Below are 12,810 nucleotides of genomic sequence, written 5' to 3'. Positions count from 1 at the left end.
TCCCGCAGCCTCTGCAGGAGGCGACGCATGATCCGCCGCATCCTCCAGGTCTCGACCTGGGCGCTGGCGCTGGCGCTGGTGGTGCTGCCGGTGGTCGCGCTGGTCAATGGCTGGATCGGCAGCGAACGCTGGCCGCTGCGCACGCTGCGCGTCACCGACGGGCTGGAGCGGGTCGACACCGCGCGCCTGCGCGAGGCCTTGCTGCCGCACGCGGCTTCAGGGTTCTTCGCGGTCCGGCTGGACCAGGCGCAGGCGGCGGTGGCGAAGCTGCCCTGGGTGGAACACGCCGAGGTGCGCAAGCGCTGGCCCGACGTGCTGGAGGTGCGCATCGTCGAACACCGTCCGTTCGCGCGCTGGGGCGAGGACCGGCTGCTGTCGGAGCAGGGGCGCCTGTTCCCGGTCGCGGGCATCGACGTGCCCGCCGGGCTGCCGCGGCTGCACGGGCCGGATGCGCGCGTGCCGGAGGTGGTCGCGCTCTACAACGAATCGCGAGAGATGTTCGCCCCCGGCGGGTTCGCGGTGGCGCAGCTCTCGCTCGACCGTCGCGAAAGCTGGTCGCTCACGCTCGGCAACGGCGTCGAGGTCACCGTCGGCAGCCAGGAGCCGCGCCTGCGCCTGGCGCGATTCGCGCGGGTGCTGCCGCAACTGCTCTCGCGCAACTCGCAGCCGCTGCAACGGGCCGATCTTCGCTACACCAACGGCTTCGCCCTTGAATGGGCGAAGCCGGGAATGGGGAATGGGGAATCGGGAATGGGTGAAGCCGGCGTGCCCGACGCGCCCCCCGTCGCCGCGATTGCCGTCCATTCCCCATTCCCTAATCCCCATTCCCGGTTTTTCTCCATTCCCCATTCCCGATTCCCCATTCCCGGCTCCAACACATGAACCGCAAAGGCGACAAGGCCCTGATCGTCGGCCTCGACATCGGCACCTCCAAGGTGGTCGCGCTGGTGGGCGAGTATTCGCCCGGCAACCCGATCGAGGTGATCGGCATCGGCAGCCACGAATCGCGCGGACTCAAGCGCGGCGTGGTGGTCGACATCGAATCGACCGTGCAGTCGATCCAGCGCGCGGTCGAGGAGGCCGAACTGATGGCCGGCTGCGAGATCCGCAGCGTGTACGCGTCGATCTCCGGCAACCACGTGCAGTGCCGCAACTCCAACGGAATCGTCCCGATCCGCGATGGCGAGGTGACCTGGGCCGACCTCGACCGGGTGCTGGACGCCGCCAAGGCGGTGGCGATCCCGGCCGACCAGCGCATCCTGCATGCGATCCCGCGCGAGTACGTGCTCGACGATTCGCAGGAAGGCATCCGCAACCCGGTCGGCATGACCGGGGTGCGCCTGGAGGTGCATGCGCACCTGGTGGTGTGCGCGCAGTCGGCGGCGGCCAACATCAGCAAGTGCGTGCAGCGCTGCGGGCTGTCGATCGACGACCTGGTGCTGTCGTCGCTGGCCTCGAGCACCGCGGTGCTGACCGGCGACGAGCGCGAGCTGGGCGTGGTGCTGGTCGACATGGGCGCGGGCACCACGGATCTCGCCGTATTCGTGCAGGGCGCGATTTGCCATACGGCGTCGCTGCCGATCGCCGGCGACAAGGTCACCGAGGACATCGCGCACATGCTGCGCACGCCCACGCCGGAGGCCGAGCAGATCAAGGTGCGCTACGCCTGCGCGCTGGCGCAGCTGGCCACCAGCGAAGAATCGATCCAGGTGCCGAGCGTCGGCGACCGCCCGCCGCGACGCCTGCCGCGGCAGTCGCTGGCGCAGGCGGTGCAGGCGCGCTACGAGGAGATCTTCGAGATGGTGCAGGCCGAACTGCGCCGCTCGGGCTTCGAGCAGCACGTGCGCGCCGGCATGGTGCTCACCGGCGGCGCCGCGAAGATGGAGGGCGTGGTCGAGCTGGCCGAGGAAATGCTGCAGATGCCGGTGCGCGTGGGCATCCCGCAGCACGTCACCGGCCTGGGCGAAGTGGTCAACAACCCGGTGCACGCCACCGGCGTGGGCCTGCTGCTGATGGGCAGCCAGATCGAGAACCCGCGGCGCCCGTCGATCCCGACCGGGCGTGCGGGAAGTCTGCTGAAGAAGGTCAGTACCTGGTTCCGCGGTGAGTTCTGAGGAACTCACCGCGGAACGGGAATGGGGAGTCGGGAATGGGGAATCGGTAAAGCGAAGGCGACGAAGCGGACTGAAGAGGCGAGAACAGGAAGAGATTCGAACAACGCGGTAGGACGTAACACATAAAGCGCCGGCGTCAGGCGATGGAAGGGACTGGAGGAACGCGCGCTGTTCCCATTCCCGATTCCCCATTCCCGATTCCCGGCTCCAACTAGAGAGGACAAGGACATGGCACATTTCGAACTCGTGGAAAAGATGGCTCCGAACGCCGTCATCAAGGTGATCGGCGTCGGCGGCGGTGGCGGCAACGCGGTCGCGCACATGGTCGGCAGCAGCGTGGACGGCGTGGAATTCATCACCGCCAACACCGACTCGCAGGCGATCAAGAACTGCGGCGCGAAGCTGCAACTGCAGCTCGGCACCAACGTGACCAAGGGCCTGGGCGCCGGCGCGAACCCGGAAGTCGGCCGCCAGGCCGCGCTGGAGGACCGCGAGATCATCATGGACGCGCTGCAGGGCGCCGACATGGTGTTCATCACCGCAGGCATGGGCGGCGGCACCGGCACCGGCGCGGCGCCCGTCGTCGCCCAGCTGGCCAAGGAGATGGGCATCCTGACCGTGGCCGTGGTCACCAAGCCGTTCCCGTTCGAGGGCCGCCGCCGCATGCAGGTGGCGCTCAAGGGCATCGAGGACCTGTCGGCGCATTGCGACTCGCTGATCACCATCCCCAACGAGAAGCTGATCACCGTGCTCGGCCGCAACGCGACCATGATCCAGGCCTTTCGCGCCGCCAACGACGTGCTGCTGGGCGCCGTGCAGGGCATCGCCGACCTGATCGTGCGCCCGGGCCTGATCAACGTCGACTTCGCCGACGTGCGCACCGTGATGTCCGAGATGGGCCTGGCGATGATGGGCACCGGCCACGCCCGCGGCGACGACCGCGCCCAGGCCGCGGCCGAGGCGGCGATCCAGAACCCGCTGCTCGACGACGTCAACCTGGCCGGCGCCAACGGCATCCTGGTCAACATCACCGCCGGTCCGGACTTCACCATGAGCGAGTTCGACGAAGTCGGCCGCACCGTGGAGAACTTCGCCAGCGAGGACGCGACCATCGTGATCGGCACCGTGCTCGATCCGGACATGGCCGACGACGTGCGCGTGACCGTGGTGGCCACCGGCCTCAACCGCGCCGCCGTACGCCACAGCGGCCGCGGCAGCGACAACGGCCAGCTCGACGCCGTGGCCCGTCGTCCGCACGTGCAGCTGATCAATACCGGCAAGCGCGACGGCACCACCGGCATGTTCGTCGAGGACGCCACCGACGCCTACAACCCCGGCAGCAGCATCGCCGCGGGCCTGCGCGGTCGCACGGCGGGCGAACCGGCATCCTCGTCGCCGCCGGTCGCGGACTTCGGCAGCGACAGCAGCTACCTGGACATCCCGGCGTTCCTGCGTCGGCAGGCGGACTGAGCACGTCGCGGGGCTCTGCCTCGAGGTTCGCGAGGTGGAGCGCCGTGCCGCGCTTGCGGGGCAGGGTGGGCGGCGTCGTGGTCGCCGGTCCGGTCCCGTACGCCAGGCAAGGTTGGGCGCCTGCCTCCCCGCATCCGCGGGTGAGCCAGGCGGTGAGTTGATCCGCATGCGCAGGTGGCGTGACAGGTGCCTTCGGCCGGCGGAATGGTTGCATCACGAACAAGTCCATGTCCGATTCCAGCCGCCGGGGCCAGTGCCGGTCCCGGCGGATTTTCGGACCGGTCGTGGCGCGCCCGCTTTCGTTCAGTTCAGCGCGCAGGGTGATAATCTGCGCCGTTGTGCACCCCCTGCGGGGTGACCCTGCCCCCCACAGGCGCTCCAGATGCCGCAGCAACGCACCATCAAGAACGTGATCCGCGCCACCGGCGTCGGCCTGCACAGCGGCGAGAAGGTGTTCCTGACCCTGCGCCCGGCCGCCCCCGACGCCGGCATCGTGTTCCGGCGCGTCGACCTGGACCCCGTGGTCGAGATCCCCGCCTCGGGCGACCTGGTCAGCGAAACCACCCTCTGCACCGGCCTGGCCCGCGACGGCGCCAAGGTACAGACGGTCGAACACCTGATGTCGGCACTGGCCGGCCTCGGGATCGACAACCTCTACGTGGAGCTGTCCGCGGCCGAGGTGCCGATCATGGACGGCTCCTCGGGCCCGTTCGTGTTCCTGCTGCAGTCGGCGGGCATCGTCGAGCAGGACGTGCCCAAGCGCTTCATCCGCATCATGCGCCCGGTCGAAGTGCGCGAGGGCGACAAGATCGCCCGTTTCGAGCCCTACGACGGCTTCCGCCTGGGCTTCACCGTGCAGTTCGACCACCCCGCGATCCCGCAGTCGCGCTCGCGCGCGCAGATCGAGTTCTCGACCGAGAGCTACATCCGCGAAGTCAGCCGCGCGCGGACGTTCGGCTTCATGCGGGACTTGGAATACATGCGCGAACGCAACCTCGGCCTCGGCGGCTCGATGGACAACGCGATCGTGCTCGACGAGTTCCGGGTGCTCAACGACGACGGCCTGCGCTACGCCGACGAGTTCGTGCGGCACAAGATCCTCGATGCGGTCGGCGACCTCTACCTCGCCGGCCACCCCATCCTCGGCGCGTTCGAGGGCTACAAGTCCGGTCATGCGCTGAACAACAAGCTCGTGCGCGCGCTGCTCGCCGACAGGACGGCCTGGGAAGAGGTCTCCTATCCCGCGACCGCGCCGGCGCCCCTCGCCTATGGCGTCCCGCTGACGGCCTGATGGCGCGGGCGGCGTACCGGGACCCGGTCACGTTTCACGCCGCGAATGCGGTGAAATAACGTTTCGTTAACGCAAAATGAGCTTTTGCCGATCACCGGGTTAACGTTTTGTGCAGGCCCGGCCGTTAGCATGCCGTGTCCGCGAGGGCCGGCAGGACGCCGGGGAACGCCTCCGTGGATGCCGGTTCCGGCTCAGCCTTCGTCCTTCCCGTGCGGTGCGGGTTCGGCCAGGGCCGCCAGGGCCGCGCGGAACGCCTCTTCCGTGGACGCCGACCGGCCCGCATTCGATCGCGATGCCGGCACGCGTGCAACGGGTGGCTCAGGGGGTTGCAACGGTTGTGTCGTCGCCCGGATGGCGACGTCCCGCACTTCCAGTCCGAGGGAACGGGCGGCGTCGAGCAGTTCGCTGGCGGCCAGGCGCAACCTGGCATGCCAGACGGGGGAATCGACGAGAAACACCAGCCTGCCTTCAGTCACGTTGGCCAGCCGCACATGCGCGGCCAGCCCCGACGGCAGGAGAGGACGCAGTTGGCGGTCCAGCGCATCGAGCCCCAGGGCATGGCGCACCGGATCGCGGGCGGTACCGGACAGCAGTGCATCGAGCGCCGTTTGCATGGTCGCGGACCGTTCCGCACCGGCCGGCACCTTTGGCGAACTGGACCGCCGTGGCAAGGAATCAGACATCACACCTATGACTCTACACAGAATCTCCGTGCACGCGTCGTCGACGCTGCACTCGCTCGGACAGCGCCTCCATGGGCGCCTTGCAAGCAAACCCGTCTCCGCCGCCATCGTGCTCGTCGGCACCGGACTCATCCTCGGCGGCGCGCTGAACGCCGCCACCGTGGATCGCCTGCAGCAGCAGGTCGTCGGCCAGGAGCGCTCCCTCGAATCCACCCGGCGCGAAGCCCAGCGAGAGGTCAACGCGCTGGCCGCGCGCCTGGGCGAGCTGCAGGCGCAGGCCAACCGCCTCAACGCGCTCGGCGACCGCCTGACCCGCATCGCCAAGCTCGGCGACGGCGAGTTCGATTTCGACAAGCCGGTCGGCCTCGGCGGCGCCGAGCCCAGCCAGGACATGCCGGCGCGGATGCTGGTCGACGGGCTGGATGGCGTCGACGCGCAGTTCGGCAGCGCCGGCCGCCAGCTGTCGGTGCTCGAGGCGCTGTTGTTCGACCAGAAACTCGAGCGCAACGCGATGCCGTCGCGCTCGCCGGTCGCCAGCAGCTACATCACCTCCGGCTATGGCGGGCGCGCCGATCCGTTCGGCGGCGGCAGCCAGTTCCACAAGGGCATCGACTTCGATGCCAACACCGGCGATCCAGTGATGACCGTCGCCGATGGCGTGGTCAGCTTCTCCGGCGTGCGCAGCGGTTACGGCAACGTGGTCGAGGTGGACCACGGCAACGGCTTCGTCACCCGCTACGCGCACAACTCCCGCAACACCGTGAAGGTCGGCGATCTGGTGCGCGTAGGCCAGGAGATCGCCAGGGCCGGTTCGACGGGCCGCTCCACCGGCGCGCACGTGCATTTCGAGGTATGGGAGAACGGGCGCGTGCACAATCCGCGCAAGTTCCTGGGCGAGATCGGCGCCAAGCGGATGTAACAACGCCTCCGGGCGCGCGTCCTCCCCCGTAGGAGCGCCTTCAGGCGCGACCCCGTCGCGGGGCTGTGTGGTTCCCGATTGTGCCGGTCGCGGCTGAAGCCGCTCCTACCGCGACCACACCCGTAGGAGCGCCTTCAGGCGCGACCCGGTGGCGGGGCTGTGTGGTTCCCGATTGTGCCGGTCGCGGACCTGCGTGGGCTCCCGGATGTCCCGAGGCGCGACCCCGGTCGCGCACCTGCGTGGTTCCCCGATGTCCCGTCGCGACTGAAGCCGCGCCTGCGGCGGTCCGACGCGACCCGGGCGGTTTGCGTTGCCCGTCCTGCGGGCAGCAGCGCAGAGCTCCCGGAGCGTGGTGGTTCGCCCGGGTCGCGCGTGGCGACGCGTTCGGCCATCCAGCTGTGCATCGGGCGTCGGGCGCCCCTTGCAAACGCCCCCGGGCGCCACCACGGTACAATGCGCGTTGCCATCGAAAAGGGCGCCACTTGCGCCCTTTTTCATTGCCGGCGCGCCTTTCCGGCGCCGCCCGGCCCCGCCACAGGATCCCGGTACATCCATGCTCAATCGCCTGCTCACCAGCGTCTTCGGCAGCCGCAACGAACGCCTCGTCAAGCAGCTCGGCGGCATCGTCAAGAAGATCAACGCCCTCGAGCCGCAGATGCAGGCGCTGTCCGACGCCGAACTGCAGGCCAAGACCCCCGAGTTCAGGCAGCGCGTCGCCGAGGGCGAAACGCTCGACAAGCTCCTCCCCGAGGCCTTCGCGGTCTGCCGCGAGGCCAGCGTCCGCGTGCTCGGCCTGCGCCACTACGACGTGCAGCTGGTCGGCGGCATGGTGCTGCACATGGGCAAGATCGCCGAGATGCGCACCGGCGAGGGCAAGACCCTGGTCGCGACCCTGCCGTGCTACCTCAACGCGATGGAAGGCAAGGGCGTCCACGTCGTCACCGTCAACGACTACCTGGCCCGCCGCGACGCCGCGCAGATGGGCAAGCTCTACAACTGGCTCGGCCTCAGCGTCGGCGTGGTCTATCCCGGCATGCCGCACTCGGACAAGCACGGCGCGTACGGCGCCGACATCACCTACGGCACCAACAACGAGTTCGGCTTCGACTACCTGCGCGACAACATGGCGATGTCGAAGCGCGACCGCTACCAGCGCGGCCTGAACTACGCGATCGTCGACGAGGTCGACTCGATCCTGATCGACGAGGCGCGCACGCCGCTGATCATCTCCGGCCCGGCGGACGACTCGCCCGAGCTGTACATCAAGGTCAACCGCATCGTGCCCTCGCTCACCCGGCAACTGGTCGAGGATGGCGTCGGCGACTACTGGGTCGACGAGAAGGGCAAGCAGGTGCACCTGTCCGAGGCAGGCCAGGAGCATGCGGAGGAACTGCTGCACAAGGCCGGCATCCTCGAGGCCGGCGACGACCTCTACGCGCCGCACAACATCCACGTGGTCCACCACCTCAACGCGGCGATGCGCGCGCACGCGATCTACCAGCGCGACGTGGACTACATCGTGCGCGACGGCGAGGTGGTGATCGTCGACGAATTCACCGGCCGCACCCTGGTCGGCCGGCGCTGGTCCGACGGCCTGCACCAGGCGGTGGAGGCCAAGGAAGGCGTGCCGGTGCAGCGCGAGAACCAGACGCTGGCCAGCATCACCTTCCAGAACCTGTTCCGCATGTACGGCAAGCTCTCGGGCATGACCGGTACCGCCGATACCGAAGCCTTCGAGTTCAACAGCATCTACGGGCTGGAAGTGGTGGTGATCCCCACCCACCGGCCGATGATCCGCATCGACCATCCCGACGCGGTGTTCCTCAACAAGGCCGGCAAGTACCGGGCGGTCGCGGCCGAGATCAAGGATTGCCACGGACGCGGCCAGCCGGTGCTGGTCGGCACCACCTCGATCGAGGTGTCGGAACTGCTGTCGAAATTCCTGCACGACGACGGCATCGCGCACGAAGTGCTCAACGCCAAGCAGCACGAGCGCGAGGCGCAGATCGTCGCCAACGCCGGCCGGCCCGGTGCGGTGACCATCGCCACCAACATGGCCGGCCGCGGCACCGACATCGTGCTCGGCGGTTCGCTCGATACCGAACTCGCCGCGCTGGGCGAAGAGGCGGGCGAGGCCGAAAAGGCGGGCGTGCGCGCGGAATGGCAGAAACGCCACGACGCCGTGGTCGCCGCCGGCGGCCTGCACATCGTCGGCACCGAACGCCACGAATCGCGCCGCATCGACAACCAGCTGCGCGGTCGTTCGGGCCGCCAGGGCGACCCGGGCTCGAGCCGCTTCTACCTGTCGCTCGAAGACAACCTGATGCGCATCTTCGCCGCCGACTGGGTACAGCGGGTGATGGCGCGGATGGGCCTGAAGGAAGACGACATCATCGAGTCGCCGCTGGTGTCGAAGCAGATCGCCAACGCGCAGCGCAAGGTCGAGGCGCACAACTTCGACATCCGCAAGAACCTGCTCGACTTCGACGACGTCAACAACGACCAGCGCAAGGTCATCTACGGCCAGCGCGACGAACTGCTCGAGGCCGAGAGCGTGCAGGAGAACATCGACGGCATCCGCGGCGACGTGGTGGCCGAGGTGGTCGAGCGCTTCGTGCCGCCGGAGTCGATCGACGACCAGTGGGACCTGCCCGGCCTGGAGGCGACGCTGGATCAGGAATTCGGCCTGCGCCTGGAGCTGGTGCAACTGGCCCGGGACAGCAGGGAACTCGATGCCGAAGGCATCCAGAACCACGTGCGCGAGGCGCTGGAGCGGGTGTTCACCGACAAGGAAGCCCAGGTCGGTCCCGAAACCATGCGTGCGCTCGAGAAGCACATCATGCTCAACGTGCTCGACGACAACTGGAAGCAGCACCTCGGGCGGATGGACTACCTGCGCCAGGGCATCCACCTGCGCGGCTACGCGCAGAAGCAGCCCAAGCAGGAGTACAAGAAGGAAGCCTTCGCGCTGTTCAGCGAGATGCTCGACAAGGTCAAGCGCGAGGTGGTGACCCTGCTGGCGCGCGTGCGCGTGCGCAGCGAGGAGGAGGTCGCGGCGATCGAGGCCCAGGAGCGGGCGCAGGTCGAGGCGCGGCTGCGCCAGGCCCAGTTCCAGCACGCCGACGCCGGCGGCTACAGCGCCGACGAGGAAGCCGCGCAGCCCGACTACCAGCAGGGCCCGCAGGCGCCGATCGTGCGCGACGGGGCCAAGATCGGCCGCAACGATCCGTGCCCCTGCGGCAGCGGCAAGAAGTACAAGCACTGCCATGGGCAGCTCGCCTGAGGCAGCGGGTTCCCGGGAGGGCTGTCGCGGACCCGCGGTCCTCGCGGCTCCACAGCCCCCCGGCCTCGCGCCGGCGGTCAGTCGTGCGGTAGCTCCCGCGCAACGCGAGGTGCGAGGCGCGGGGTGCGAGGTGCGAGGTGCGAGGCACAGCAAAGCGCGAACCTGTCATCCCGAGCGCAGCGAGGGATTTGCTCGAAGATCGCGGGACCGTAGCCTCCCCGCAGCCATCCCGTCTGCCGCTCTCCCGCAAAGCGGGGAGGGCCGGGGCGGGGCCCTCCCTGCCCCCATGATGTCCGAGTCCGCGGCCTACCCTGCAGCCTCACTGCGCAGACGGAGCACCGTGGCGCCGTCCACGTCGTCGCCATCGACCCACGCACCCAACCCTCAGCGTGGGGCGGGGGGCACGCACCGCCATGACCTCTGAGTCCCCTGGCCTCCCGCCAGGCATGCCCCAGGGGGCGGAGGGTCCCGACGCCACCCATGTCGTCGCAGGCGTCATCGTCGACAGGCGCGGCCGCGTGCTGCTGGCGCGCCGCTCGGGCGGCCGCGAACTCGCGGGCCTGTGGGAGTTCCCCGGCGGCAAGGTCGAGCCCGGCGAAACCCCGGAGGCGGCGCTCGCGCGCGAGCTCGACGAGGAACTGGGCATCGAGGTCGAGGTCGGCGACCGGCTGATGGTCGTGCCGCACCTCACCCCGACCAGGCGGCTGCGGCTGGACGTACGCCGCATCCGCGCCTGGCGCGGCACCCCGAAGGGTTACGAGGGCCAGGCGCTGGCGTGGGTGCAACCCGCCTCGCTCCTGCGCTACGACATGCCCGATCCCGACCGCCCGGTCGTCGCGGCGCTGCTGCAGCCCGACCACTGCCTGGTCACGCCAACGCCCGTCGACGGCGACGCGGCCTGGATCGCCGCGCTGGAGTCCGCGCTGGCCCGCGGCGTGCGCCGCGTGCAGTTCCGCATGCCGGGCATCGACCGCAGCCGACGCCGGCGACTGCTCGCCAATGCCGCCCTGCACTGCAGCGCCGCCGGCGCGCAGTTGCTGGTGAACGGGGATATCGAACTGGCGTGCGAATCCGACCTGGGCCTGCACCTGCCGGCGGCCGGCCTGCGCCAATGCCGTGCACGCCCGGTGGCGCCCGACCGGCCGCTGTCCGCCTCCTGCCACGACCTGGAGGAACTGCGACTGGCGCAGGCGCTGGGATGCGACTTCGTGGTCGTCGGCCCGCTGCATCCCACCGCCACGCATCCGGGCCACGAGGGTATCGGCTGGGCGCGGTTCGAGGCGCTGCGCGAGCAGGTCTCGCTGCCGATCTACGCCATCGGCGGACTCGGCGTGGCCGACATCCCCGCCGCGCGCGGCCATGGCGCGCAAGGCATCGCCGCGATCCGCGGCCTGTGGCACCCCCCCGTCCCGTAGGAGCGGCTTCAGCCGCGACCCGTGTCCGGCCCCCGTTTTCCCGCACGAGTGTCCGGTCCCGGACCCGCCAGAGCCGACCCGTCCGCCCCATCCCAGCACGGTGCGGAGATACCGAAGCGCATGACCTCGCGCACCGGCGCGCCGGTCGCACCTGAAGGCGCTCCTACGAAGGGCCACCAACCCCGTAGGAGCGGCTTCAGCCGCGACCCGTGTCCGGCCCGCATTCCGGCACCCGTTTCCGGCCCTGGGCCCATCCGGACCCATCCGGCAGCCCGCCCGCATCCCGGGCACGTGTGCGGAGATATCGAAGCGAAGCGCATGACCTCGCGGTCCGACCTGCCGGTGCGCCGGTCGCGCCTGAAGGCGCTCCTACAATCGCGCGTGGGCAACCTGTAGGAGCGGCTTCAGCCGCGACCCGTGTCCAGTCCCACTTCCGAGCCCGCGGCGTCGGACACTCGAGGCTGGTTACGGGAGGTCGGGCCGAAGGCGCTCCCACGACCGCGCGTGGAAGACGGTCGCGCCTGAAGGCGCTCCTACGATGGCAGGAGACTCACGTTGTGGCGATTGCCCGGTAGCGCGCATCCAAGGCCTCCACATGCGCGTCCAGGGCCGCCAGCGGCCCATCGTTGACGAGCACGTCGTCGGCGATCGCCAGGCGCTGCCGGCGCGTCGCCTGCGCCGCGATCATCCGCTCGGCGAGCACCGCGTCGATGCCGTCGCGGGCCAGCAGGCGCGCGCGCTGTACGTCCACGGGCACGTCGATCACCAGCACCCGATGCAGCCACGGATAGGCGCCGCGGCCGCCGGCCTCGCCGTCGCGCGCCGGCAAGGCCTCGGCCAGCAGCGGGATCGCGGCGATCGCATACGGCCCCGGTGCCGCCGCGCACGTGGCCTGCAGCAGTTCGCGCACGCGCGGATGCACGATCGCCTCCAGTCGCGCACGTGCCGCATCGTCGGCGAAAACGCGCCGACGCATCGCCGCCCGGTCCAGCGAGCCGTCCGCCGCGAGCGCCTCCGCGCCGAACGCCGCCACGATCTCGGCGAGCCCCGAACTTCCCACCGCCACCGCGTCGCGCGCCGCGAGGTCGGCATCGGCCACGGTCACGCCCAGCGCCTCGAAGCGCCGCGTGACCTCGCTCTTGCCGGAGGCGACGCCTCCCGTGAGTCCCACTACGTAGTCGGCCATGGGGGGATTGTGCCCGCAGGAGCGCTGTTCGGCGCGACCGTCCTGTGCCCTGCCCGAAGTCGCGGGGGAGGCATCGCGGCTGAAGCCGCTCCTACAGGCTACCCACGCGCGATTGTAGGAGCGCCTTCAGGCGCGACCTCCCGCAGCCAGCCTCGCGTATCCGCCGCCACGGGCGGGGCATCGCGGCTGAAGCCGCTCCTACAGGCTACCCACTTGCGATTGTAGGAGCGCCTTCAGGCGCGACCGTCTCCCACGCGCGGTCGTGGGAGCGCCTTCAGGCGCGACCTCCCGCAGCCAGCCTCGCGTATCCGCCGCCGCGGGCGGGGCATCGCGGCCGAAGCCGCTCCTACAGGCTGCCCACGTGCGATTGTAGGAGCGCCTTCAGGCGCGACCGTCTCCCACGCGTGGTCGTGGGAGGGCCTTCGGCGCGACCTCCCGCAGCCAGCCTC

General features: G+C 70.0%; 9 protein-coding genes. 7 read left to right on the top strand and 2 right to left on the bottom strand.

Annotated features, from left to right (window positions below; translation table 11 throughout):
• The first annotated feature begins 30 nt into the window (after positions 1-30).
• The 4 genes from JMO03_RS00060 to lpxC all read left to right on the top strand — a co-directional run bounded on the left by JMO03_RS00060 (position 31) and on the right by lpxC (position 4,875).
• Complete coding sequence (locus JMO03_RS00060) at positions 31-882, top strand: cell division protein FtsQ/DivIB (RefSeq protein WP_202839032.1); 852 nt, start codon at positions 31-33, stop codon at positions 880-882.
• The gene (ftsA, locus tag JMO03_RS00055; protein WP_149104715.1) at positions 879-2,114 is read left to right on the top strand and encodes a cell division protein FtsA; all 1,236 of its coding nucleotides are present in this window, start codon (positions 879-881) and stop codon (positions 2,112-2,114) included. Before JMO03_RS00060 ends, ftsA begins: the two co-directional genes overlap by 4 nt.
• Positions 2,115-2,342: 228 nt before the next feature.
• Entirely contained in the window at positions 2,343-3,584 is a 1,242-nt protein-coding gene (gene ftsZ, locus JMO03_RS00050) for a cell division protein FtsZ (RefSeq protein ID WP_202838994.1), read from the top strand.
• Positions 3,585-3,966: 382 nt separating this feature from the next.
• Positions 3,967-4,875 (top strand): UDP-3-O-acyl-N-acetylglucosamine deacetylase, encoded by a 909-nt coding sequence (lpxC, locus tag JMO03_RS00045; RefSeq protein WP_202838993.1) that lies wholly within the window; start codon positions 3,967-3,969, stop codon positions 4,873-4,875.
• 191 nt (positions 4,876-5,066) lie between these two features.
• Here the strand turns inward: lpxC and JMO03_RS00040 are convergent, their stop codons facing one another.
• Positions 5,067-5,489 carry a DciA family protein gene (locus JMO03_RS00040; protein ID WP_238345743.1) on the bottom strand — a complete coding sequence of 141 codons (423 nt, stop codon included), beginning with the start codon at positions 5,487-5,489 and terminating at the stop codon, positions 5,067-5,069.
• Positions 5,490-5,565: 76 nt separating this feature from the next.
• On the opposite strand from JMO03_RS00040, the gene JMO03_RS00035 reads away from it, so the two are divergent.
• From JMO03_RS00035 to JMO03_RS00025, 3 genes are all read left to right on the top strand, one after another.
• Positions 5,566-6,477 carry a M23 family metallopeptidase gene (locus JMO03_RS00035; protein ID WP_202838990.1) on the top strand — a complete coding sequence of 304 codons (912 nt, stop codon included), beginning with the start codon at positions 5,566-5,568 and terminating at the stop codon, positions 6,475-6,477.
• A 553-nt stretch (positions 6,478-7,030) separates the two neighbouring features.
• On the top strand, positions 7,031-9,760 hold the full coding sequence (gene secA / locus JMO03_RS00030; RefSeq protein ID WP_202838982.1) for a preprotein translocase subunit SecA: 2,730 nt from the start codon (positions 7,031-7,033) through the stop codon (positions 9,758-9,760).
• Between the two features lie 446 nt (positions 9,761-10,206).
• Entirely contained in the window at positions 10,207-11,175 is a 969-nt protein-coding gene (locus JMO03_RS00025) for a Nudix family hydrolase (RefSeq protein WP_202838979.1), read from the top strand.
• A 550-nt stretch (positions 11,176-11,725) separates the two neighbouring features.
• On the opposite strand, the gene coaE is transcribed toward JMO03_RS00025, so the two are convergent.
• Positions 11,726-12,361: a dephospho-CoA kinase gene (gene coaE / locus JMO03_RS00020; RefSeq protein WP_202838977.1), complete on the bottom strand. Its 636-nt coding sequence runs from the start codon at positions 12,359-12,361 to the stop codon at positions 11,726-11,728.
• Between the last annotated feature and the right edge of the window lie 449 nt (positions 12,362-12,810).

Source organism: Luteimonas saliphila (genome assembly GCF_016774335.1).
GTDB lineage: Bacteria > Pseudomonadota > Gammaproteobacteria > Xanthomonadales > Xanthomonadaceae > Luteimonas > Luteimonas saliphila.
This window is presented reverse-complemented; position numbering and strand designations above follow the sequence as displayed.

Excerpts from the sequence above, each read along its gene's own strand:
- ftsA (WP_149104715.1), top strand. The coding sequence starts at position 879 with ATGAACCGCAAAGGCGACAAGGCCCTGATCGTCGGCCTCGACATCGGC.
- ftsZ (WP_202838994.1), top strand. The coding sequence starts at position 2,343 with ATGGCACATTTCGAACTCGTGGAAAAGATGGCTCCGAACGCCGTCATC.
- lpxC (WP_202838993.1), top strand. The coding sequence starts at position 3,967 with ATGCCGCAGCAACGCACCATCAAGAACGTGATCCGCGCCACCGGCGTC.
- JMO03_RS00040 (WP_238345743.1), bottom strand. The coding sequence starts at position 5,489 with ATGCAAACGGCGCTCGATGCACTGCTGTCCGGTACCGCCCGCGATCCG.
- JMO03_RS00035 (WP_202838990.1), top strand. The coding sequence starts at position 5,566 with ATGACTCTACACAGAATCTCCGTGCACGCGTCGTCGACGCTGCACTCG.
- secA (WP_202838982.1), top strand. The coding sequence starts at position 7,031 with ATGCTCAATCGCCTGCTCACCAGCGTCTTCGGCAGCCGCAACGAACGC.
- JMO03_RS00025 (WP_202838979.1), top strand. The coding sequence starts at position 10,207 with ATGCCCCAGGGGGCGGAGGGTCCCGACGCCACCCATGTCGTCGCAGGC.
- coaE (WP_202838977.1), bottom strand. The coding sequence starts at position 12,361 with ATGGCCGACTACGTAGTGGGACTCACGGGAGGCGTCGCCTCCGGCAAG.